We start from the raw sequence: 20,167 nt of genomic DNA, 5'->3' as shown, positions 1-20,167 counted from the left end.
CGACTTTAATTAGGCAATGATTAAATAGTTAAATATGGAAATGGGAGTTTGGAGGAGGGAAATTGAATGGAGAAGGTATTTCCGGTTATTGAAACCAAACGATTGATATTAAGGGAGGTAACACTGGAAGATGCGGGTGACATGTTCAAATATCTATCTGATACAGATGTGGTGAAGCCAATGGGGTTAGATCCATTCGAGACAGTAAATGATGTATGGGATGAAATTAAGTGGTATGAATCTATATTCGAAAAAGGTTCGGGAATTAGATGGGGAATTACATTAAAAGATTCCGGTAAGGTTATAGGAAGTTGTGGTTTTCTGAATATGGTAACCAAACACCATCGTGCTGAAATTGGATATGAATTAAGTAAAGACCATTGGGGAAAAGGCATTGCGAGTGAAGCATTGGAAGCAGTTGTTATGTATGGTTATCGCCACTTTCACCTGGAAAGGATTGAAGCTTTAATTGAACCTGATAATCACCCATCCCAAAAACTAGTGGAAAAACAAGGATTTAGAAGAGAAGGACTTCTTAGGCATTATGAATATACCCGTGGCAAATTCGATGATTTATACATGTACTCACTCATAAAAGAAGATCTTAACGGCTTTTCCTTTTAATTAATTCATTGTGAAGATCGTTTAAGAAGCGGTCCCTGTTTGTCGACAAAAGTGGATTTCGGAATGCACTCATCCCGACGCCCTTTTACGATTTTACTGAAGGGATGATTACCAATTGGGATTTTAGCGGTCTCATGCTGAAGACAAACTCAATGGAAAACTAGTTTGATTTCAGTTAAAAAAGTTCGCAAGCGGCTTTGGTATCTGAAAGTAACTCCAAGGGTATGGTGAAATGTCGAATTTAATAAGAGTTTCACAAAACAGTAAAAATCCATAATGGGAATTAGTCTTTTTGGTTTGGGATGAACATCCTAAAGTGAAAAAAATTCTAGTTGATTGAAATGGAAGGTACGAGACTCCTGCGGGAAAAGCGCGTCCAAGGGAGACCCCACAGGCGCGAAGAGCGCCGAGGAGGCTCCCGGACCGCCCGCGGAAAGCGAGTGCCTGGAATGGAAATCAACGTTCGAATTTACTAACCCAAAATAGTAGAGCGGTTTTTTTTATAACTATATATTCATAAATCTTAGTTTACTCATTTGCTTGTATAATCTCTTTCAACCTTACAAATTCGGGTGGTGTATGACGAGTACCAATCTTTCATACCTTTTTCTTGTGCCTTTTTGTGAGCGGCATTGTCCTTCCAAAGCTTTATGGCATCCAAGGACTTCCAATAGGATACGGTAATTCCTAACCCGTTTTGATCTCTTACGCTTTCGACTCCTAAATAGCCATCTTGTTGAGCGGCAAGTTCATCCATGAAATCAGCGGTTGAATTATAGCTTGCGGCATCCTTATCGCTTCTTTGGGAAGTGAAAATGCAAGCGTAATAGGGCGGTTCGGGGGTATTTGCAAAAAACATGAAATGATGCCTCCTTTTAACTTATTATTCAAAATAATATCATACCGGAAGATGCATGGATAGATTCCCGATAAAGCGGGTACTCGGCAAAGAAAACAATGCGGTAAGAAGCAGTATATATATGAAACGGCAATACTGCTAAAGGGATTTTATTCTAATTCACGAATATATATTACTTTGACGGCTTTACAAAAAAAGGAGATGGTCTTGTGTGCGGGATTCGTTAGCAAACATATAAAAAGAGATGCAAATTTACCGAAACAACGCGATATTCTTTTGGAAAATGCATTAAAAGATTTATCGGCAGATCCTGATGTTTTGGCTATTTACATTGCTGGTTCATTAGCAAAAGGAAACGATGATCAATACTCCGATATAGATTTGCACACCATTGTTAATCCAAAACGTAAAGCAGAATTTTTAAAAGGAAAAAGGGATAGAGCCAATAATTGGGGAGATGTTTCATTTCATGAAGACTGCAATCCTTATTCACCGTATGTCGTCACTCATTATAATACCTTTGTAAAAGTGGATAGCTGGTATCATGCACCTGAGGAAATTGTTCCCTCCATCTGGTTAAAAGAGGTAAAAGTCATCTATGATCCTTTTAATATTATGAGTCCTGTTATAAAAGAATCGGCAGAGAAAGTGTATAGACCTACACCTGATGAAGTTGAGCATTGGAGAGGAAAGCTGCTTGCATTTGTCCATGAAACCTACAGGGCCGTTATGAGAAGAGAAATGTTATATGCACTATCCAATCTTGATAGGATACGGTGGCTGATTGTTTCTGGTTGGTATATGGAAATGGAAGAGCATTTAGATGTTCCCTATGGAGCATGGACAAAAATCGAGGGCAATAGAAGTAAGTTAGCTGGAAAGCAGTTATCCCTGTTGGAAAGTTGGGATTGTGGCCGCAATTCAAATGAAATTATTAAAACGTTAAGACGTATGATCCCAGAATTCCTCAGACTAAATGAATACTTATGTACTCAATTGGGTGTCGAAACAAATGAATACCATATCAAAAGAATAATCGATATGGCTATTTGATACCTTTTACAATCGATTATGGCACACACTTTGTTCGCGTAAAATGTGTAATCTCTATTGGAGGGATGCTAAGTGGCAGAATTGGTATATCATGTAGCCGTTTCACTGGATAATTTCATTGCCGACCAAGCAATGTTGGAAGGGGATATCAATCATTCTTTTTTCTTATTTGAAGGAGAGCATGTCCCGGACTTTTTATCCGATATCCAGCAATATGAAGCGGTATTGATGGGAAGTAAAACATATGAATTTGGATTTCAATTCGGAGCCAAACCGGGTGAACCAGGTTATAAGGGTTTGAAACATTATATATTCTCGAGCTCCCTTCAGTTTGAATCGAATGAGGAGGTAGAGCTTATCGAGGGAAACGCCGTTGCGTTTATTGAAAACCTCAAACAGCAAGGTGACGGAAAGCTATGGCTTTGCGGGGGCGGAGAACTGGCTGGATCGTTATTGAAACATAAACTCATTGATCAATTGGTGCTTAAAGTGAATCCAGTCATCATCGGTGAAGGCATCCCTCTTTTCGGCAGTGTTAAGCCAAGTCTAAAATTGGATTTAGTTGAAATGAAACAATATCCAAACGGAGTGCTTAAACCTACATATAATATTATTTATACGTAGGAATATGGTAGAGGGTTGCTTTCCTTCAATAGTTAGGGCTGCTTTGACGCAGCCTTTTTCTAATGAAATTCACTGGTCATTAAAAGTTAAACTTTTCTTAGTGAAAATAAATATACAAAGAAAATTAATTAGAAATTTATTTTTAACATATATCCTTTCAGTATAACTTGAAAGGAGTTTTCTATATGAGAAAAATAATTAAAGTATCAAAGAATATATTTTTTACCTTCTTTGCTATGATCTTATTTGTAGCGATGGCTGTTTTTATTTACCATAATTATCAAAAGGGAAAGGAATCATCATTAATCAGTGAAGGAACACCTGTTGATTTTAATAACAAAGAAATTAATGTATATATGGAAGGCGGCGGTGAGGATACATACGTTTTTATGTCCGGTTCCGGAATTGCTGCTCCTGTTTATGAATTGAAAGGATTATATAGTAAGTTTGCAAAAGAAAATAAGATTGCAGTCATTGAAAGGGCTGGATATGGATACAGTGATGTTTTTCATGATGATAGGGATATCGATACAATATTGGAACAAAGCAGGAAATCGTTAATGGAAAGTGGAAATAAACCTCCTTATATTTTGGTTCCACACTCGGTATCAGGTATTGAGGCTATTTACTGGGCACAAAAATACCCAAGTGAAGTAAAGGGAATTATTGCTTTGGATATTGGTTTACCGCACCAATATGTGACTCATAAAATGGGCATGGTTGATTCATTGACAGTAAAAGGATTGAATCTTTTAACGAAAATGGGTTTGCACCGTCTTGTACCTTCTGCTGTTTATAATCCCGAAGTGATCCGGCAATCATTTTTGACTGACCATGAAAAGGAAATGTATAAAACACTATCTTATAAACAGTTTTTTAATGATGATATGGAGCAAGAACTTTTACAGAGTTACAATAATGGTAAAAAATCAGTTAACTTGCCAATACCAAAAGATACACCCATTTTATTTTTGGATGCGATAGCCGATGAAAATGAAAATTCAAAATATACAAAACAAAAAAAAGAAGATTATGAGGATTTTGCAGAGAAACTATTAAAAGGGGATGTAATAAAACTGAAAGGGACGCACAGCATTTATTTATACGCTCCTGATGAAATATATTATCTTTCCATGGAATTTATCAAATGAATGAAGAAAGGGTTTGTGATGAAAAGATATAATATTTTGATTGTTGAAGATGATTGGATGATTGGTGATTTACTGAAAAAAATTTTGCAACGCGAAGAGTACAATGTATGTTGGATAAAAGAAGGAAAAGATATTAATGATATCATCAATGAGATCGATTTAGTCATTATGGACGTTTTGCTGCCAGGAGATGATGGCTATCAAATTACAAAGAAACTAAAAAGTCTAGGATTGAATATTCCAGTTATTTTTCTATCTGCCCGAAATGATATGGATAGCAAACTTCAAGGTTTGAAAATTGGTGAGGATTATATGACTAAGCCTTTTGATCCCAGGGAGCTATTACTAAGAATGGAGAAGTTGCTGGAAAATCAATATGGTACTTTCGCACAAATTAAACATTTATATATTGATGCCGAACATAAGAAGGTATTCAATAATGACTTGCATAATGAAGTGGTTTTTACTGCGATAGAGCGTAAAATTTTTTTCTATTTATATGAAAATAGGGATCGGATTTTAACGAAAGAACATTTCTTTGAATATTTATGGCAGCTCGAAGATAGGAATCAAAATATCATGAATGTACATATAAAAAAAGTTAGAACTAAAATCAATGATAACACAGGTGAAATCATCCAAAATATATATGGAGAAGGGTATAGATTGAATACCTATATAAAGAAATGAAATTAAAGGGAAAATACCAGCTATTGTTATTTAGTGCCGTCATTAGCGTGCCATGTATATTACTGATGATCAGTATCCTTATGTCACTAATTTATGATTGGGCCTTTAAACCTAAAAATGGTGACATTCCTTTTCATGAATCTTTTGCATATCCTACAATGCTGGGAGTATTCATTTTATCATTATTATTGTTAGCCTTCTTATTTTCCAAATCTATTAACTCACTATTAAATAAAATAAATATATTGAATGAAACCATCAGGAATTTAGCCAGTGATGAGGAGATTCCGAATAAATTAGAGGTTAATAACAATGATGAAATCGGGAAATTAACTGAATCGGTAAACTTACTAATTGAAAGAACGACCTATCGTGAATTGGAACTAAAGCAACAAGAGGAAATGAAAAAGGAACTCTTAAATAAATTAAGGCATGACATCAATACACCTTTAACAGCAGTAAGATTACAATTATTTTATTTAGAAGGCCAATATACGGAACAAGCTCCACTATTACAATCACTATATCAACAAATAAATTATATTTCCGAATTAACAAATGAATATAATATTCAATCCACGGATGAATTAGATAATTCTTATATCTTGAATGATAAAGTGAATATGCACGCTTTATTAGAAATGATGGTTAAAAAATGGGGCTATTTGTATAACATGCATGGTATTGAATTAATATATCATCCTTTAAATGGAGAGTTGGAATGGATGAGTAATGACTTGTGGCTGCAAAGGTTATTCGATAACGTCTTTCAAAATGTATTAAACCATTCGAAGGCTGATAAACTTGTGATAACCATTGAAAATAATGTGGTCAGTATCAAGGATAATGGAATTGGTTTTGATATCGAAAGTAAAAGTAAGGGACTTGGCTTAAAAATAATTGAGGATATAGCTAAGACATTATATATAAAATATAATTTGGAATCTAATGAAAGCGGAACTTTATTTAGTTTTACAGTCGAAAATACATATGAATCCCGTTTGAATTAGGATATTTTGCGGGGATGACATCCGGGGATTTCGTCAGGGATTCATTAATATCATTCTTTTCAGATAGTTTGCCATATGCAACTCATTGCCGTCCAAGTTATGTTGGGTGGGAATACAAACAATCTTTTTTATTGTTAGAAGGAGATCGTATCCCAGACTTTTTATCCGATAACCAGTAATATGAAGTGTTGTTGATAGTAAGGAAAACATATGAATTTGGATTTCAATTGCACCATTTTTGTAAATTATATCAGTAACCAGGGTAAAGTCCGGGTGTATGGGACATGGGCCCATGGAGTTAACTGTCATCACCATACTTGTAGAAACATGTTTTAGGCTCGTTGGGACGTAGATTTCGTATAACAAGCCAAGCTGCATGGAGTACTAGGGATACTGGTTTGTAAGTATAGGAGTAAAAACAATGCAACAAGTTGTTGGTCTGAATGCTGCCAAAGGATTTAACACATGTCGTTACAATTGATAAAAATCCATCGTATCCTTTAGCCATTAAAGTGGTCTGGTTTTAACGCCTTCAGGCATCACCACGAATGCGGTATCCTAACAACATAAGTGGTTAACGTTTCGTATAGAAGCGTGTGCGTTCTATGGTAGGATTCAAGTCATAGGAAACAGCCACTTCAATAATGAGTGGCATTGAATCGATGCATATGATGAAAAAAAAAGACAACTTCTCCAAATCGGCTGAAATCTGTCCAAAATGATGTCAAAATACATAAGCAAGTTGTTTTTGGAATTGCATCTTAATCTGGAATTAAATAAGCCATGTAAGTTCTATGTCTATCAAATGTTTTTTTTTACCAGCACCGATTTTTAGATTCAATTTAAAATATTATCAACAGTAAAATTAACAGAATAAAATTAAGAAGAATAGGTAACTTATTTATAATAATCTTACTTAGCAACCACAAGATCTCCTAATCATTAGTGAAGCAGGAATTTGAATGTGTCTGGAATAAGAAGGGTTATTTATTTTATTTAACAGTACATCAAAGGCGGTTTGACCAACTGTTTCAGAAGACATACTAACATTAGTAATCGGAGGACTAGTGATATTTGCTGCTGGAAAATCTCCAAAACCTATTAGAGCGATATCCTCAGGACATTTAAGTGAAAGTGCTGTTAACCCTTGCATAGCACCCACTGTCATTAAGTCGTTTAAAACAAATAATGAGGTAATTTGTTTTTCACGATTAATTAAATGTTTAATTGCTTTCAGTCCTCCTTCTACCGTAGCATTTCCAAGTTCTAAGTAACTTTCATTAAAAGTAAAATGGTAATCCTTTAAAGCAGCCTTATAGCCTTCAATTCTTCCAGTAGTAGAAGTGACATCTGCTTTGGCATAGATCAACCCTATATGGTGATGACCGTGTTGTAATAAATGAACAGTTGCATCATACCCAGCTTGAAAATCATCCATCGTCACTTTTGGAATTAGCGGCAAATTTGGATCATACCGAAGCACTTGAATAATGGGAAGATTTTGTTCTATGTACTTTTTTAAATATTGTGAGTCCATTTTAGAAGGAGTGATAATAATCCCATCTACCATATGGGAGCTGAGAAGTTTAATGGTTTCTTTCTCGTATTCTTGATCTTCAATTGTGTTGATAAAAAGCATCTGATAGCCTAATTCCCGAGCTCGTTTTCCTACTCCATTCACAATGCCTGATACATGAGAGTCCGGAAATGAGGAGACAACTAAACCAGCTGTTTTAGTCTTTAGATTGCGTAAGTTCTTCGCTCTGATATCAGGAACATAATTATATTTATCAATTATTCCTTTGATTAGTTTAGTCTTACCTTCCGAGATATTCTTTGTCCCATTAATGACATGGGACACTGTAGCAGTAGAAACACCAGCTTCTCTTGCTATATCTTTTATTGTTATTTTCATTTTTTCTCCCTACCATCTGCAGTAAAGTTAATCGTTTTTCTTCATGGGCAATTATCAATTAATAATTTATCATATTTTTTTAGGGGAAACAACGAAATGATCAGTAAAATACAATTATTCCATATAACATTTTCAAGAAAATGAAATATTTGTATTGAATTATCTGGTTTTTTTTGTTATTTTTTATACATAAGGTTAATCGTTTAACTATAAATGATTAACAAATTTAGGAACCCTTAAGGGTTCTACAGAAAAATATTTGAAATCTAAGATTCTTTGTTAAATTAAAAAGTGATTTTTTTAGTTTGATGGTATTGTGACTCTTCGAAATAAATAGTGTGAATATTTAGATAATATGTTGTCTTGAAAGAGAAAGTGTGGTTTAATAATATTATTGGTTGGGTCACCCAACCAATTTAGGGGGGGTGGAAGCTGATTAAGATATTAATGTTTAATGATTGATATAGTGATTAGTTTTCTCATCGAATTTGTAAGCGCTTTAAAAGTGAGAGGGAGTAAACATCAATAGTATAAGGAGAATGATGTGATGAGTAATAATGAAACCTCGATGAAGAGGGTAGCAGGTGCTAGCTTTGTGGGTGCGTTGATGGAATGGTACGACTTCTTCCTTTATGGGACTGCTTCGGCAATTGTATTAAACAAGTTATTTTTCCCCGATTTAGATCCTACAGTTGGTACTATTGCCGCTTTTGCATCATTTGCTATTGGTTTCTTAGCAAGGCCTCTTGGAGGACTAGTGTTTGGGCACTTTGGCGATAAAGTCGGAAGGAAATCTATTCTCGTAATTACCCTTTTATTGATGGGCGGATCTACATTTGCAATAGGTTTATTACCAACGTATGATTCAATCGGAGTATGGGCACCAATCTTGTTAGTAGCTCTGCGTCTATTTCAGGGGTTTGCGCTCGGAGGAGAGTATGGAGGAGCTTCCTTGTTAATGATAGAACATGCCCCAAGAAAGCAAAGAGGATTTTGGGGAGCATTATTACAATCCGCTACTCCCCTAGGTTTGCTGTTAGCCTCCGGTACTTTTACAATAGTAACTTTATTACCTGAAGCACAATTTTTAGCTTGGGGATGGCGGATTCCTTTCATAATCAGCATTATTCTTTTGGGTGTAGGTACTTTTATACGATTTAGCGTAAAGGAGACTCCTGCTTTTCAAGAACTAAAAGAGACTGGTAAGGAAGTAAAACTGCCAATAGTCGAATTGTTTAGGGCATATCCGAAAAGTATTTTAATTGCATTTGGGGCAAGGATAGGTGAAACCGTGAGTTTTAATCTGTTCAACGTTTTTGTCATCTCTTATGTTAACACACAATTAGGACTTTCAAGCAATGTTGCATTAACTGGAGTATTTGTAGCATCAGCCGTTGCAGTAGTCGTTTCACCTTTATTTGGTGCTTTATCTGATCGGATAGGCAGGAAGCCTGTATATCTAATTGGAACATCCTTTTTGGTACTCTTTGCATTCCCTTTTTTCTCCTTAGTCAACTCAGGGGTTGCGGTAATCATTTATCTAGCTATTACTCTGGGTTATGTTCTTGGTACAACAGCTTTATTTAGTATCCAATCGGTATTCTTTACAGAAATGTTTGGTACCCATGTACGATATAGTGGCTTGTCATTCGTATATCAAGTATCCGGTATTATTGGAGGGTTTACTCCTCTTATTGCTTCATCTTTGTTGCTATGGGAAGGAGGAGTTTTATACATCTCACTTTTCTTAGTATGTGCTTCCCTTATTTCTTTGATAGCTACTCTCTTTGCAAAAGAGACATTTAAAAAAGATATTTCAGAAATTGAAAAACTTAAAAATGAAGTTCATATAGTGGATGAAATTAAGATTTTAAAGAAATAATTATCTGAAAATTCTATTATTTTAATTAAAGGGGCGGAAAATCTTGAACAATAGCATAAAAACTAAAACAAAAAAACTTTTTATCAATGGCGAGTGGACAGAAGCTTTTTCTGGTAAAACGTACGACGTTTTGAATCCTGCTACTAATAAAGTTGTAGCAACAGTTGCTTACGGTTCTACCGAAGAAACTAGGCTGGCAATTAAGGCGGCGAATGACGCTTTTCCCAAATGGGCTGTATTAACTGCTAAAGAACGTGCAGTCTATTTAACGAAATTATATGAATTAATGCTTAAAGAAAAAGAAAGTTTAGCTAAATTGATCACACTTGAAATGGGTAAGCCGATTAAAGAAGCTAGGGGAGAAATTGAGTTAGCGGCAGAATACTTATTATGGAATGCGGAAGAAGGAAAACGAATATACGGTGAAAGCATTCCTTCATCAAGTCCATCCAAACGCTTGCAGGTATTAAAACAACCCATTGGACCAGTAGGAGCAATCACTCCATGGAATTTTCCTGTTTCGATGTTAACAAGAAAACTGGGACCAGCGTTGGCTGCAGGTTGTACATTTGTTATAAAGCCAGCCAGTAAAACTCCTAGCAGTGCTATTCGTCTTTTTGAACTGATTGAACAAGTTAAATTTCCGAAAGGCGTACTCAATTTAGTCATTGGAAGCTCTAAACATATCGGAAATGAAATGATGGAAAATCCAGCTATCAAAAAAATCACATTTACTGGATCAACTGCTGTTGGGAAAAAGCTTATTGAAGAATCATCACAGCAAGTTAAGAAGGTATCAATGGAATTGGGAGGTCATGCTCCATTTATTGTTTTTGAAGATGCAAACCTTGAGGAAGCAGCTGAAGGAGTTATTATAAGTAAATATAGAAATAGTGGTCAGACTTGTATCTGTTTAAACCGTCTCTATGTGCAGAAATCAGTAAAAGATCGATTTGAAATTCTGTTAACTGAAAAAGTGAATAGTCTTAAAATTGGGGATGGTATTGAGGAATCAACAGAAGTAGGACCACTTGTAGATGAAGAAGCCATCAAAAAAGTAGAGTATCAAGTGGAAGATGCTTTGGAAAAAGGAGGGGTCCTCTTAACTGGAGGAAAGCGTAGGAATGCTAATGAATTATTTTTTGAACCTACACTTATATCAAATGCCTCCCCCGATATGGAGATTTCTTATGAAGAAACTTTTGGTCCAGTAGCACCAATTTATACTTTTGAGTCTGAAGAAGAAGTGATTGAGGCGGCAAATAAAACTGATTATGGACTCGCAGCATATTTTTACACAAATGATTTAGGAAGAAGCATCAGGGTAGCTGAAAAATTAGAGTATGGAATAGTTGGCGTGAATGATGCCACACCAACTGTGGTTCAAGCACCTTTTGGAGGAGTGAAACAAAGTGGCCTAGGAAGAGAAGGTGGACATCAGGGAGTAGAAGAATATCTTGAGACTAAATATATTTCAATTAAATTTTAAGGGGGAAAAATGATATGGAAATTGGGTTTATTGGACTAGGTAAAATGGGGAGTGGACTTGCAAAGAATCTAATTCGTTCAGGTTACAAAGTAATGTTATACGATATTAACCCTGAAGCTGTACAAGCAGTGATGAAATTAGGGGGGAGAAGTGCTGCTTCTCCGATTGAAATAGCTTCTAATGCAGATTTAATTTTTACAAGTTTGCCTTTGCCAAAACACTTACTTGAATTGTTAATTGAAAACGATAAATTTTTTCAAGCGATGAAACCGGGGGCTGTATTGATTGACGTTAGTACCATTGACCCTGATACGGCTAGAGTGATTGCGGATGAAGCAGAAAAATATAGTGTGGAATTTTTAGCCTGTCCTCTAGGCAAGGGGCCTGCTCAAGCGGAAGAAGGTACAGAACCCATTTTTGCCGGGGGCAAAGAAATTGTTTTTAACTGTCACAAAGAAATTTTAGAAAAAATTGGGCGACCTGTGTCGTACTTGGGAGATGTTGAACAATCAACGGCTTTTAAATTAATAAGTAATATGGTGGGAATGGCAAATTTATCAGTAATGAGTGAGGGTTTTCAATTGGCTATCCAAGCTGGAATCGATCCATCACAATTCAAAGAGTTATTGCATGATACTGGGGCCAATTCAGCCCAGTTGAATTTGAGAGGGCCATTAATTTTGCAAAATGATTATACACCAATGTTTTCTGTGGATTTGGCCGAAAAAGATGTACGTCTTGGTGTAGAGATGGCTGAAACAATAAATTATACTGCCCAGTTTAGTAAATTGGCATTGGTTCATCTTCAAGAAGCACAAAATATGGATTTAGGAAACAAAGATGCTGCAGCCGTTTATCAGACATTTCAAAAAAAAGTAGAGTCAAAATCGTAAAGGGACGAAAGGGGAGCGAAGCTGTCGTTTAAATGGACAGCCATATTATAAGTTTGTTTGTTTTCTATCTTACTATTCAAAAGAGTTTTTTGTAGTAATAAGATCAAAAAATTAAGTGATATTAAGATATTAATATACAAGCTTTTGGAACACATATAAGAGAGGGGTTAGTTATGAAAATATTAATTACAGAACTGATTTGGGAAGAAGGAATAAAGGAACTGACGGACCAAGGTTTTGAGATTGAATATGATGAAACCTTATGGAGTAAGAGGGAAAAATTACTTGAGATTATTCCTCGTTTCGATGCTGTAATTGTAAGAAATCAAACAAAAGTAGATCATGATTTATTGAATTCGGCAATTAATTTAAAAGCAGTAGGTAGACTTGGTGTGGGCCTGGATAATATAGATTTAAAAATAGCTAAAGAAAAAAACATAAAAGTTGTTTATGCAAAACATGCTAACGCAACATCTGTGGCTGAATACGTTATTACTGCAATGTTAAACGTTCAGAGACCTCTTCATTTAGCTGAGTTAGATGTAAGAGAAGGAAATTGGAATAGAAAAAAGTTTACTTGCGGGGAATTGTATCAGAAAACAATTGGTTTAGTTGGTTTGGGTGAGATTTCTCATCGGGTGTCAAAAAGGGCTAAAGCTTTTGGAATGAATGTAATAGGCTATGATCCGTTTGTGACTGAATATGACCATATTTTATCGGAGACAGGTGTTGAAATCAAATCATTGCTTAATGAAGTATTGTCTAAATCAGATTTTGTTTCACTCCATGTGCCATTGACACCTCAAACTTATTCTTTGATTGGACAAAATGAGCTGAAATTAATGAAGCCAACCTCTTATATTATTAATACTGCCCGAGGAGGAATCATAGATGAAAATGCTCTTGCGGAAGCATTGAATCACAACATGATTTCCGGTGCTTTTTTAGATGTTCTTGAAGTAGAACCTCTTGATCTTGGACACCCTCTACTTGAGTGTAATAATGCTTTTATCACACCTCACATCGCTGGTCTAACTAATGAATCTCAAATCCGTACTTCTTCATTAGTGGCAAAAGAAATAATTAAAGTATTGAGTGGAAAAGTTTCCTTATGCATTGTTTGATGCATGAATAAAATTTTAAAAGTGAAAAAATAAAGATAATATTCAGAAAATTTAAAAATGTTATTGACTATACAATTTATTGGTGGTTAAATAAGAATATAAATATTGGTTGGGTCACCATACCAATACAAAGGAGGAAATTTAATGAGCAAGAATAGTCATACGGAAACACCCGTGAAAAATAATCCTGAAGCTCAACCATTGTTATCCACTCACAAATTTCTAATTCACCACCAAGGTGATCATGTAGGTGTGGCTACAACTCCGATTCAAAAAGGAGAAAAAGTAGTTGGTATCTATATGGATGATAATACGGAAGTGGAAGTGGAAGCACTAGATGATATCCCCCTAGGGCACAAAATCTCTCTTGTTAATCTAAATGCAGCAGAACCTGTAATGAAATATGGTGTTCAAATTGGTTTAACAACGAAATCATGGGTGGTGGGCGATTACGTCCATACACACAATATTAAAACGGCGAGGTGGTAAAGATGGAACAACAAATTTATGGATATCGAAGAGAAAACGGTAAAGTAGGCGTACGTAATCATGTAATTCTTTTACCTGTAGATGACATTTCGAATGCAGCTTGTGAAGCAGTAGCAAATCAAATTCAAGGAACTATAGCTCTTCCACATGCTTATGGAAGATTGCAGTATGGTCCGGATTTGGACCTGCATTTTAGAACAATGATTGGAATCGGATCTAATCCAAATGTTGCAGCTGTTATAGTAATTGGTATCGAAGAAAATTGGTCTAAGAAAATCGCAGATGGTATTGCTGAAACAGGAAAGCCTGTATCATACTTTTCTATAGAAGGTAATGGAGATTTAGAGACCATTCGTAAAGCTTCTTGGAAAGCCAAAGAGTATTCACAGTGGGCTTCAGAGCTTCAAAGAGTACCAGTTGAATTAAAAGATTTGACTATCAGTATCAAATGCGGTGAGTCAGATACCACAACAGGATTAGGATCTTGTCCAACAGTTTCACAAGCGGTTGATCGCCTTGTGGATGCCGGAGCTACAGTATTCTTCGGTGAAACATCGGAGCTAACTGGAGGAGAGCACATCATTTATAATCGGATGGCCACTCCTGAATTGAAAGAAAAGTTCACATCCATTTATGAGGATTACGTAGGGGAAATTGAATCAAAAGGTGTAGATCTTCTAGGCTCACAGCCAACACAAGGAAATATCGCTGGCGGCCTATCTACAATCGAGGAAAAAGCCCTTGGCAATATTGCTAAAACGGGAACAAAGCAAATAATAGGAGTACTTGAACCAGCTGAAAGCCCTGAGAATGGTAATGGATTATATTTCATGGATACTTCATCAGCAGCAGCTGAATGTATTACTCTAATGGCCGCTGGCGGAGCTGTCCTTCATCTTTTCCCAACCGGGCAAGGAAATATTATTGGTAATCCAGTTGAACCAGTAGTGAAAATCACAGCAAATCCAATTACGGCAGGTACCATGAGTGAACATATTGATGTAGATGTACAAGGTTTACTGTCTCGCCAAATTTCACTTGAAGAAGCGGGGGACCAATTGATGGAAATGATTTGCAGAACTGTGAATGGACGACTGACAAGTGCAGAAGCACTTGGACATAAAGAGTTTGTAATGACAAAACTATATCGAAGTGCATAACTTAAGTAGTCTCCCTACACATTTCTAGTAGGGAGATTCTTTTTAGAAGATTGAGATAAATAAAAGTCGATTTCAGAGGAGGATCTTAGTGAAAAGGTATAATGAATCAGCGTTAAAGAGTTTTTGTGAAGAACTATTGGGGAAAATGGGAATGTCCAAATTGGATTCTGGTGTAGTTGCAGATTCATTAGTTACAGCGAATATGGAAGGGGTAGACAGCCATGGTATTAGTAGACTTCCAATTTATTCTAAAAGGTTTTTAGATAACAGAATAAATATATCACCTAATATTCAACTTCAAGAAAAAAGCCCTTCTGTATTGGTGGTTGATGGAGACAATGGTCTCGGGCACGTAATCAGTTACCATTCTATTTTAAAAGGTATTGAAATGGCTAAAAGTACAGGTACAACTGCCATTGCTATTAAAAATAGTAATCATTTTGGTACAGCTTCATATTTTTGTAAATTAGCGGCTGAGCAAAATTTAGTATGTATCGGATTTACTAATTCACCTCCAGGCATTGCGCCTTGGGGAGGAAAAAAAGCATTCTTTGGTACGAACCCTATCGCTTTTGGATTTCCCACAGATGATGATAAGCCGGTAATCATTGATTTATCTACAAGTATAGTAGCAAGGGGGAAAATTATCTTAGCTGCTAACCAAGGAAAGGAAATACCTGAAGGCTGGGCAATAGATAGAGAAGGTCAGCCGACTACTAGCGCCGAAGCTGCTCTTGAGGGGTCGGTATTACCTCTGGGCGGAGCTAAAGGAGCGGCTTTAGCCTTAGCTGTAGAAATTTTGACAGGTGTACTATCAGGGGCTGCTTTTGGGCCAAAAGTAAAAAATTTATATGATGAAAAAGAGATTGAACCTGCAAATGTCGGGCACTTTTTTATTTTATTGGATATTAAGAAATTTATTGACCTTGATGTATTTTTTCAATCTATTAACATGCTATTAAAAGAAATGAAAGCGGTTCCTAAAGCTCTGGAAAGCAGTGAGATACGATATCCTGGGGAACGAAGAAGACAGGAGGCTCTAAATAGTTTAAAAGAAGGAATTCATTTGCCGGACAGTGTTTTAGGAGAACTGGTTAGATTGGGTGAACAGTTTGACATCCCTTTTCCATGCCCCATGAAAACAGACCTTCTGACTTAATAATATAAAGGCTGTTCATATAAAACCTCTTACCATGCTATTTATGACATGCATGTCATAATAACAATGATCAAGTGTCTTATAATGAACAGCCTTTTAAATAAATTAATTGTTGTCGGTAATAGATTTCTCAACACTTTCTAAATGCTCTTTCATGTACCTTTGTGCCAATACGATATCTTTTTGTTTAATGGCTTCAAGAATTTTGCTATGTTCCTGTACGGATTGTATAGCACGTCCTGGGATTTGAATAGTTTTCATTCGAGATTCAGACAATAAGTCGATGAGAAAATGCATAATCCTAATAAGTACCATATTTTTAGAGTTATTGGCCAGAGTTAAGTGGAATTTATGGTCCAATTCTGCTAACCTGTCAAAGTTTGTGTTAGTTTTTGCGACCTCTTTTGCTTCATTAATAATTCGATCTAATTGATTAACTTGTTCTAAATCAGAGTTTTCAATGGACCACTTTACTGTGGATTCTTCTAAAACTTTTCGAACTGAAAAAAAATCTTTTACCTGATCGGAAGATACAAAAAAAGCTTCTGTCATTTTTTGTATTTGATATTCTGGTGAAGAAATAAATACACCTGTGCCATGTTTGACAGTCAAGTACCCATAAGCTTCAAGAATTTTATAAGCTTCTCTAACCGTGTTTCTACTTACTTGAAGTTCTAAGGCCATATCTCTTTCACCTAGGATTTTTTCACCTTCTTTATATACCCCATCTTGAATTCTTTTTTTTATATTATCTGCAACCTGTTCCGAGACCCCTTTTCTATTGACGATCATTGTATATCTCTCCTATCTTTTTTGATACAGACAGTATTTGCCTATATAAAGGTGGACATTTAAAGAGATTCCATGACCCAACCTTTATTTTATTTAAACATGACCTTATTTAGTAAGCAATCCATATTTCGGCTCGCATTATTGGAAACGCATTAATTTATCCTTGTGATATAAAAAATGCTCGCAGAAATCTCTCTTTGTTAAAGAATCATCTGCAAGCTGAATTGTTCCCAACTCATACCTATATTAAATTTTGGTAAGAAAAAATCCTAAAATTATTAAGGCAAGAGAGCCAATTGAGCCTGTTAGCAAAACATTGCGATTCAACTTTTTAAACTCTTTGAAGTTGACACTTAAACCAAGACCAGCCATAGCCATGGATAATAAATAAATACTTAATGTTATTAATATTTTTGTAATGGACTCTGAAAAAACCCCCCATGTATTCAAAATACACATTGCTAAAAAGCCAAAAATGAACCAGGGTATGGGTAATTCCTTCAAACTTCTTTTCTTAATATTTACAGTGTGACTTTTTTTAAAAAAAATACCAAAAATGATCGCTACAGGAATTAGAAGGGTTACTCGCCCTAGCTTTACAAGAATCGCCGTATCACTGCTTGCATTTCCACCGGGAGCTGCAGCGGCAATTACATGAGCTAACTCATGTAGAGTTGAGCCAGCTAATACACCATATTTATAACTAGTTAAATCAAGGACAGGATATATAAAAGTGTATACAATCGTTACTACTGTTCCTAGAATAGCGATAAAGGCAACAGATATGGCCGTAGTTTCTTTCTTAGCTCCTATTAAGGGGGCGATAGCGACAATGGCTGCTGCTCCACATACTGCAGTTCCGACTGCGATTAGGGCTGATAAATGTCGATCAATAGAAAGTAGTTTTCCTAAATACAACATAAAACCCAGTGTAAAAGAAATTACTATTACATCAATCAAAACTATGGAAAAGCCTGCTGAAATAATCTGTTGTAAATCTAATCTTAAACCCATCAAAATAATTCCTGCACGCAGTAATATTTTACTGCTAAATGTTATCCCAGTTGTTGAACCTTGTGGAACATCTATTGTTGCTTTCCATGCCATACCCAAAATGATTGATATAATCATGCTCCCCATTACCGAAAAAATGGGAATTTTTATAACAATCCCAGCGATAAAGGCTATTGCAGCTGTTAATAAAAGTCCCTTTATAAAACCTATATAATTTAAATAAGGTTTGGGGTTAGGACTTGGAGGGGGTATAGACTTTTCATTTATTTTTCCCCTTGCTAAGCTACTCAAATTTTATCCTCCTTTAACTTTAAATTGGAATTTAGCAACAAAGTGGCTCAATGACCCAACCAATAATTTAATTAAATCATTTTCTGCAATCTTTATCAACGGAATTTTAAAATAAAAAATTAAATATTTTGAAAATACTGATTTTATTAGATTTTTGTTTTGGGAAAACTGTATTATTTTTTGAATATTCGATAAATAACTTAAAAAGTTATTGATTTTTTTGGAAATTATCAATAAAATAAGTTTAGTGGTTGGGTGACTGAACAACTTAGGTTTAAAATGAAATTTTAGTTTTATATGTACGGAATTAGGCAAGTCGACTTTATTAATGAAAGGGCTTACAAAATGTTAGGAGGATGTTACATGAAAAGATATGCTTCCATTCTTATTGTTTTAATTTTCATTCTTGGTGGTTGCTCTGATGCTGTAACAAGTAAGGAGAAAAGTGCCGAATATGTGTTAAGGTTAGGACATTTACAGACTGAGGTTCACCCTTATCACAAAGGTGCCTTAAAGTTCAAAGAGGAAGTAGAAAAAAGATCAGAGGGGAGAATAAAAGTTGACATTTTTCCTAGTAGTCAATTAGGGAATGGAAGGGATCAAATTGAAGGAGCTCAAATAGGGTCCATTCATTTCCACATTGGTTCAGTAGCTCCTGTTACAAACTTTGCACCTAAGTTTAATCTACTTAATTTACCTTATTTATTTGAAAGTCGTGAACATGCTTTCAGAGTTTTAGATGGGGAGATTGGAAAAGAAATTGCTGCAGATTTGGAAAATAGAGGTTTAATAAATTTAGGTTATATGGAAAACGGTTGGAGACATATGACAAACAATAAAAAGCCAATAAAAACAAGTATAGATGCCTCCAATTTAAAACTAAGAGTTCAGGAATCCCCACCATATCTTTCTTTTATTAAGGCTCTCGACTCTAATCCAGTACCTGTACCATTTGGGGAACTTTATACCGCATTAGAACAAAAGGTTGTGGACGGGCAGGAGAATCCACTCGCACAAATTTATTTGAATAAATTGAATGAAGTTCAAAAATATCTAACATTAACTTCCCATAATTATGATGCAGCTGTTTTTATCATGAGTAAAACCACGTTTGATACTTTACCCCTGGATCTACAAAAAATCGTAAAAGAATCTTCACAAGAGGCTATCCAATATGAGAGAAAAGTAGCTATAAAGGATGAAAAAAAGATATTGGGAGAGTTAAGGAAAAGCGGAATTCAAATTGAAGAAAACCCTGATTTAGAGTCTTTTAGGGAGGCAGTTAAACCTGTTTATAAGGAATTTGAGTCTTCTTTAGGCAAAGACTTGTATTTGAAAGTTGAGAGCCTTAAATAAAGTTTAGGGGGATTTATATTGAAAGTATTTATGGGTAATTTGAGTGGGAAAATTAATCAAATAAGTCGTTTCTTCCTAATTTTTTTCTTTGTCATTGCCTTTTTGTCAACAGTATATCAAGTGTTTTCACGTTTTATTTTACAGAGTATGATGGTGAAAAAGGCTCTTCCTATGGTCGATTTTTCTATATTTAATTTAACCTGGATCGAGGAGCTCATTCGATATTTGTTTGTTTGGATTGTCTTTTTAGGAATTGGGATAGTTTACAAGAGCAAGGGCCACGCACAAGTAGAAATATTACACCATTATTTACCTAAAAAATTCAAAAATAAGTTATTGGCGTTTATTGAAATAGTAAATTCGTTCCTGTTTCTATTTTTAATTGTATATGGATGGAGTATATTGAAGTTTACTAGTCAACAAATTTCACCGTCGTTAGGAATAAATATGACTTTTATTTACGGAGCTGTGCTCATCTGTTCCTTGTCCTGTCTGGTTCACTCTTCGGTTCATTTACTTGGTTTGGTATCGATTAAAAATGTAATAAAAGAAGATGTTTATGAAGAAATCCATAAAAATACCAATATATGAA

19 protein-coding genes and 1 pseudogene are annotated in these 20,167 nt (G+C 35.3%); 16 read left to right on the top strand and 4 right to left on the bottom strand.

The genetic code is table 11. The features are described 5' to 3' along the window. Positions 1–66 precede the first annotated feature (66 nt). Positions 67–624 (top strand): GNAT family N-acetyltransferase, encoded by a 558-nt coding sequence (locus ACFX4H_RS22140; RefSeq protein WP_377436228.1) that lies wholly within the window; start codon positions 67–69, stop codon positions 622–624. Positions 625–1,156: 532 nt separating this feature from the next. Here the strand turns inward: ACFX4H_RS22140 and ACFX4H_RS22135 are convergent. Further along, positions 1,157–1,483, bottom strand: a complete 327-nt coding sequence (locus ACFX4H_RS22135; RefSeq protein WP_034313024.1) for an antibiotic biosynthesis monooxygenase family protein — start codon at positions 1,481–1,483, stop codon at positions 1,157–1,159. A 276-nt stretch (positions 1,484–1,759) separates the two neighbouring features. On the opposite strand from ACFX4H_RS22135, the gene ACFX4H_RS22130 reads away from it, so the two are divergent. From ACFX4H_RS22130 to ACFX4H_RS26880, 6 genes and pseudogenes are all read left to right on the top strand, one after another. Continuing rightward, positions 1,760–2,536, top strand: coding sequence for a nucleotidyltransferase domain-containing protein (locus ACFX4H_RS22130; RefSeq protein ID WP_377436227.1), 777 nt, complete (start codon positions 1,760–1,762; stop codon positions 2,534–2,536). A 72-nt stretch (positions 2,537–2,608) separates the two neighbouring features. After that, positions 2,609–3,160, top strand: coding sequence for a dihydrofolate reductase family protein (locus tag ACFX4H_RS22125; RefSeq protein WP_328136811.1), 552 nt, complete (start codon positions 2,609–2,611; stop codon positions 3,158–3,160). Positions 3,161–3,345: 185 nt separating this feature from the next. Continuing rightward, positions 3,346–4,311, top strand: coding sequence for an alpha/beta fold hydrolase (locus tag ACFX4H_RS22120; RefSeq protein ID WP_377436226.1), 966 nt, complete (start codon positions 3,346–3,348; stop codon positions 4,309–4,311). An 18-nt stretch (positions 4,312–4,329) separates the two neighbouring features. Then, positions 4,330–5,001: a response regulator transcription factor gene (locus ACFX4H_RS22115; RefSeq protein WP_377436225.1), complete on the top strand. Its 672-nt coding sequence runs from the start codon at positions 4,330–4,332 to the stop codon at positions 4,999–5,001. Then, positions 4,998–6,011, top strand: coding sequence for a sensor histidine kinase (locus tag ACFX4H_RS22110; protein ID WP_377436224.1), 1,014 nt, complete (start codon positions 4,998–5,000; stop codon positions 6,009–6,011). Before ACFX4H_RS22115 ends, ACFX4H_RS22110 begins: the two co-directional genes overlap by 4 nt. 590 nt (positions 6,012–6,601) lie before the next feature. Continuing rightward, positions 6,602–6,776 (top strand): annotated as a pseudogene (locus ACFX4H_RS26880) (IS6 family transposase); the annotation flags it as partial. A 151-nt stretch (positions 6,777–6,927) separates the two neighbouring features. Here the strand turns inward: ACFX4H_RS26880 and ACFX4H_RS22105 are convergent. Beyond that, on the bottom strand, positions 6,928–7,926 hold the full coding sequence (locus ACFX4H_RS22105) for a LacI family DNA-binding transcriptional regulator (protein ID WP_367411108.1): 999 nt from the start codon (positions 7,924–7,926) through the stop codon (positions 6,928–6,930). 547 nt (positions 7,927–8,473) lie between these two features. Here ACFX4H_RS22105 and ACFX4H_RS22100 point away from each other — a divergent pair. The 7 genes from ACFX4H_RS22100 to ACFX4H_RS22070 all read left to right on the top strand — a co-directional run bounded on the left by ACFX4H_RS22100 (position 8,474) and on the right by ACFX4H_RS22070 (position 16,122). Further along, on the top strand, positions 8,474–9,808 hold the full coding sequence (locus tag ACFX4H_RS22100; protein ID WP_367411107.1) for an MFS transporter: 1,335 nt from the start codon (positions 8,474–8,476) through the stop codon (positions 9,806–9,808). A 43-nt stretch (positions 9,809–9,851) separates the two neighbouring features. Beyond that, positions 9,852–11,297, top strand: a complete 1,446-nt coding sequence (locus ACFX4H_RS22095; RefSeq protein WP_367411106.1) for an NAD-dependent succinate-semialdehyde dehydrogenase — start codon at positions 9,852–9,854, stop codon at positions 11,295–11,297. 14 nt (positions 11,298–11,311) lie between these two features. Next, positions 11,312–12,190, top strand: a complete 879-nt coding sequence (locus ACFX4H_RS22090) for an NAD(P)-dependent oxidoreductase (RefSeq protein WP_377436223.1) — start codon at positions 11,312–11,314, stop codon at positions 12,188–12,190. A gap of 173 nt (positions 12,191–12,363) precedes the next feature. Next, positions 12,364–13,314, top strand: coding sequence for a hydroxyacid dehydrogenase (locus ACFX4H_RS22085; RefSeq protein WP_377436222.1), 951 nt, complete (start codon positions 12,364–12,366; stop codon positions 13,312–13,314). Positions 13,315–13,458: 144 nt separating this feature from the next. Beyond that, on the top strand, positions 13,459–13,803 hold the full coding sequence (locus ACFX4H_RS22080) for a UxaA family hydrolase (protein WP_367411103.1): 345 nt from the start codon (positions 13,459–13,461) through the stop codon (positions 13,801–13,803). A 2-nt stretch (positions 13,804–13,805) separates the two neighbouring features. Next, on the top strand, positions 13,806–14,963 hold the full coding sequence (locus tag ACFX4H_RS22075) for a UxaA family hydrolase (RefSeq protein WP_367411102.1): 1,158 nt from the start codon (positions 13,806–13,808) through the stop codon (positions 14,961–14,963). Between the two features lie 88 nt (positions 14,964–15,051). Then, on the top strand, positions 15,052–16,122 hold the full coding sequence (locus ACFX4H_RS22070) for an Ldh family oxidoreductase (RefSeq protein ID WP_367411101.1): 1,071 nt from the start codon (positions 15,052–15,054) through the stop codon (positions 16,120–16,122). A 105-nt stretch (positions 16,123–16,227) separates the two neighbouring features. Here ACFX4H_RS22070 and ACFX4H_RS22065 read toward each other — a convergent pair whose 3' ends face one another. Together ACFX4H_RS22065 and ACFX4H_RS22060 are read right to left on the bottom strand one after the other, a co-directional pair. Continuing rightward, positions 16,228–16,914, bottom strand: coding sequence for a FadR/GntR family transcriptional regulator (locus tag ACFX4H_RS22065; RefSeq protein ID WP_367411100.1), 687 nt, complete (start codon positions 16,912–16,914; stop codon positions 16,228–16,230). A gap of 246 nt (positions 16,915–17,160) precedes the next feature. Next, positions 17,161–18,219 (bottom strand): YeiH family protein, encoded by a 1,059-nt coding sequence (locus ACFX4H_RS22060; protein WP_367411099.1) that lies wholly within the window; start codon positions 18,217–18,219, stop codon positions 17,161–17,163. Positions 18,220–18,582: 363 nt separating this feature from the next. Between ACFX4H_RS22060 and ACFX4H_RS22055 the strand changes: the two genes are divergently transcribed. Continuing rightward, positions 18,583–19,575, top strand: coding sequence for a TRAP transporter substrate-binding protein (locus tag ACFX4H_RS22055; RefSeq protein ID WP_377436221.1), 993 nt, complete (start codon positions 18,583–18,585; stop codon positions 19,573–19,575). Between the two features lie 18 nt (positions 19,576–19,593). Continuing rightward, positions 19,594–20,166 carry a TRAP transporter small permease gene (locus tag ACFX4H_RS22050; protein WP_367411097.1) on the top strand — a complete coding sequence of 191 codons (573 nt, stop codon included), beginning with the start codon at positions 19,594–19,596 and terminating at the stop codon, positions 20,164–20,166. The last annotated feature ends 1 nt before the right edge of the window (position 20,167 follow it).

Origin of the sequence: Peribacillus sp. YIM B13477 (genome assembly GCF_042787955.1) — a bacterium.
Lineage (GTDB): Bacteria > Bacillota > Bacilli > Bacillales > DSM-1321 > Peribacillus > Peribacillus frigoritolerans.
Note: the sequence above shows the minus strand (reverse complement) of the source record. Positions and strands in the feature narration are given on the sequence as shown.

What these genes read in the sequence shown, in the direction of transcription:
- ACFX4H_RS22140 (WP_377436228.1), top strand. Translation starts at nt 67, where the DNA reads ATGGAGAAGGTATTTCCGGTTATTGAAACCAAACGATTGATATTAAGG.
- ACFX4H_RS22135 (WP_034313024.1), bottom strand. Translation starts at nt 1,483, where the DNA reads ATGTTTTTTGCAAATACCCCCGAACCGCCCTATTACGCTTGCATTTTC.
- ACFX4H_RS22120 (WP_377436226.1), top strand. Translation starts at nt 3,346, where the DNA reads ATGAGAAAAATAATTAAAGTATCAAAGAATATATTTTTTACCTTCTTT.
- ACFX4H_RS22115 (WP_377436225.1), top strand. Translation starts at nt 4,330, where the DNA reads ATGAAAAGATATAATATTTTGATTGTTGAAGATGATTGGATGATTGGT.
- ACFX4H_RS22110 (WP_377436224.1), top strand. Translation starts at nt 4,998, where the DNA reads ATGAAATTAAAGGGAAAATACCAGCTATTGTTATTTAGTGCCGTCATT.
- ACFX4H_RS22105 (WP_367411108.1), bottom strand. Translation starts at nt 7,926, where the DNA reads ATGAAAATAACAATAAAAGATATAGCAAGAGAAGCTGGTGTTTCTACT.
- ACFX4H_RS22100 (WP_367411107.1), top strand. Translation starts at nt 8,474, where the DNA reads ATGAGTAATAATGAAACCTCGATGAAGAGGGTAGCAGGTGCTAGCTTT.
- ACFX4H_RS22090 (WP_377436223.1), top strand. Translation starts at nt 11,312, where the DNA reads ATGGAAATTGGGTTTATTGGACTAGGTAAAATGGGGAGTGGACTTGCA.
- ACFX4H_RS22085 (WP_377436222.1), top strand. Translation starts at nt 12,364, where the DNA reads ATGAAAATATTAATTACAGAACTGATTTGGGAAGAAGGAATAAAGGAA.
- ACFX4H_RS22080 (WP_367411103.1), top strand. Translation starts at nt 13,459, where the DNA reads ATGAGCAAGAATAGTCATACGGAAACACCCGTGAAAAATAATCCTGAA.
- ACFX4H_RS22075 (WP_367411102.1), top strand. Translation starts at nt 13,806, where the DNA reads ATGGAACAACAAATTTATGGATATCGAAGAGAAAACGGTAAAGTAGGC.
- ACFX4H_RS22065 (WP_367411100.1), bottom strand. Translation starts at nt 16,914, where the DNA reads ATGATCGTCAATAGAAAAGGGGTCTCGGAACAGGTTGCAGATAATATA.
- ACFX4H_RS22055 (WP_377436221.1), top strand. Translation starts at nt 18,583, where the DNA reads ATGAAAAGATATGCTTCCATTCTTATTGTTTTAATTTTCATTCTTGGT.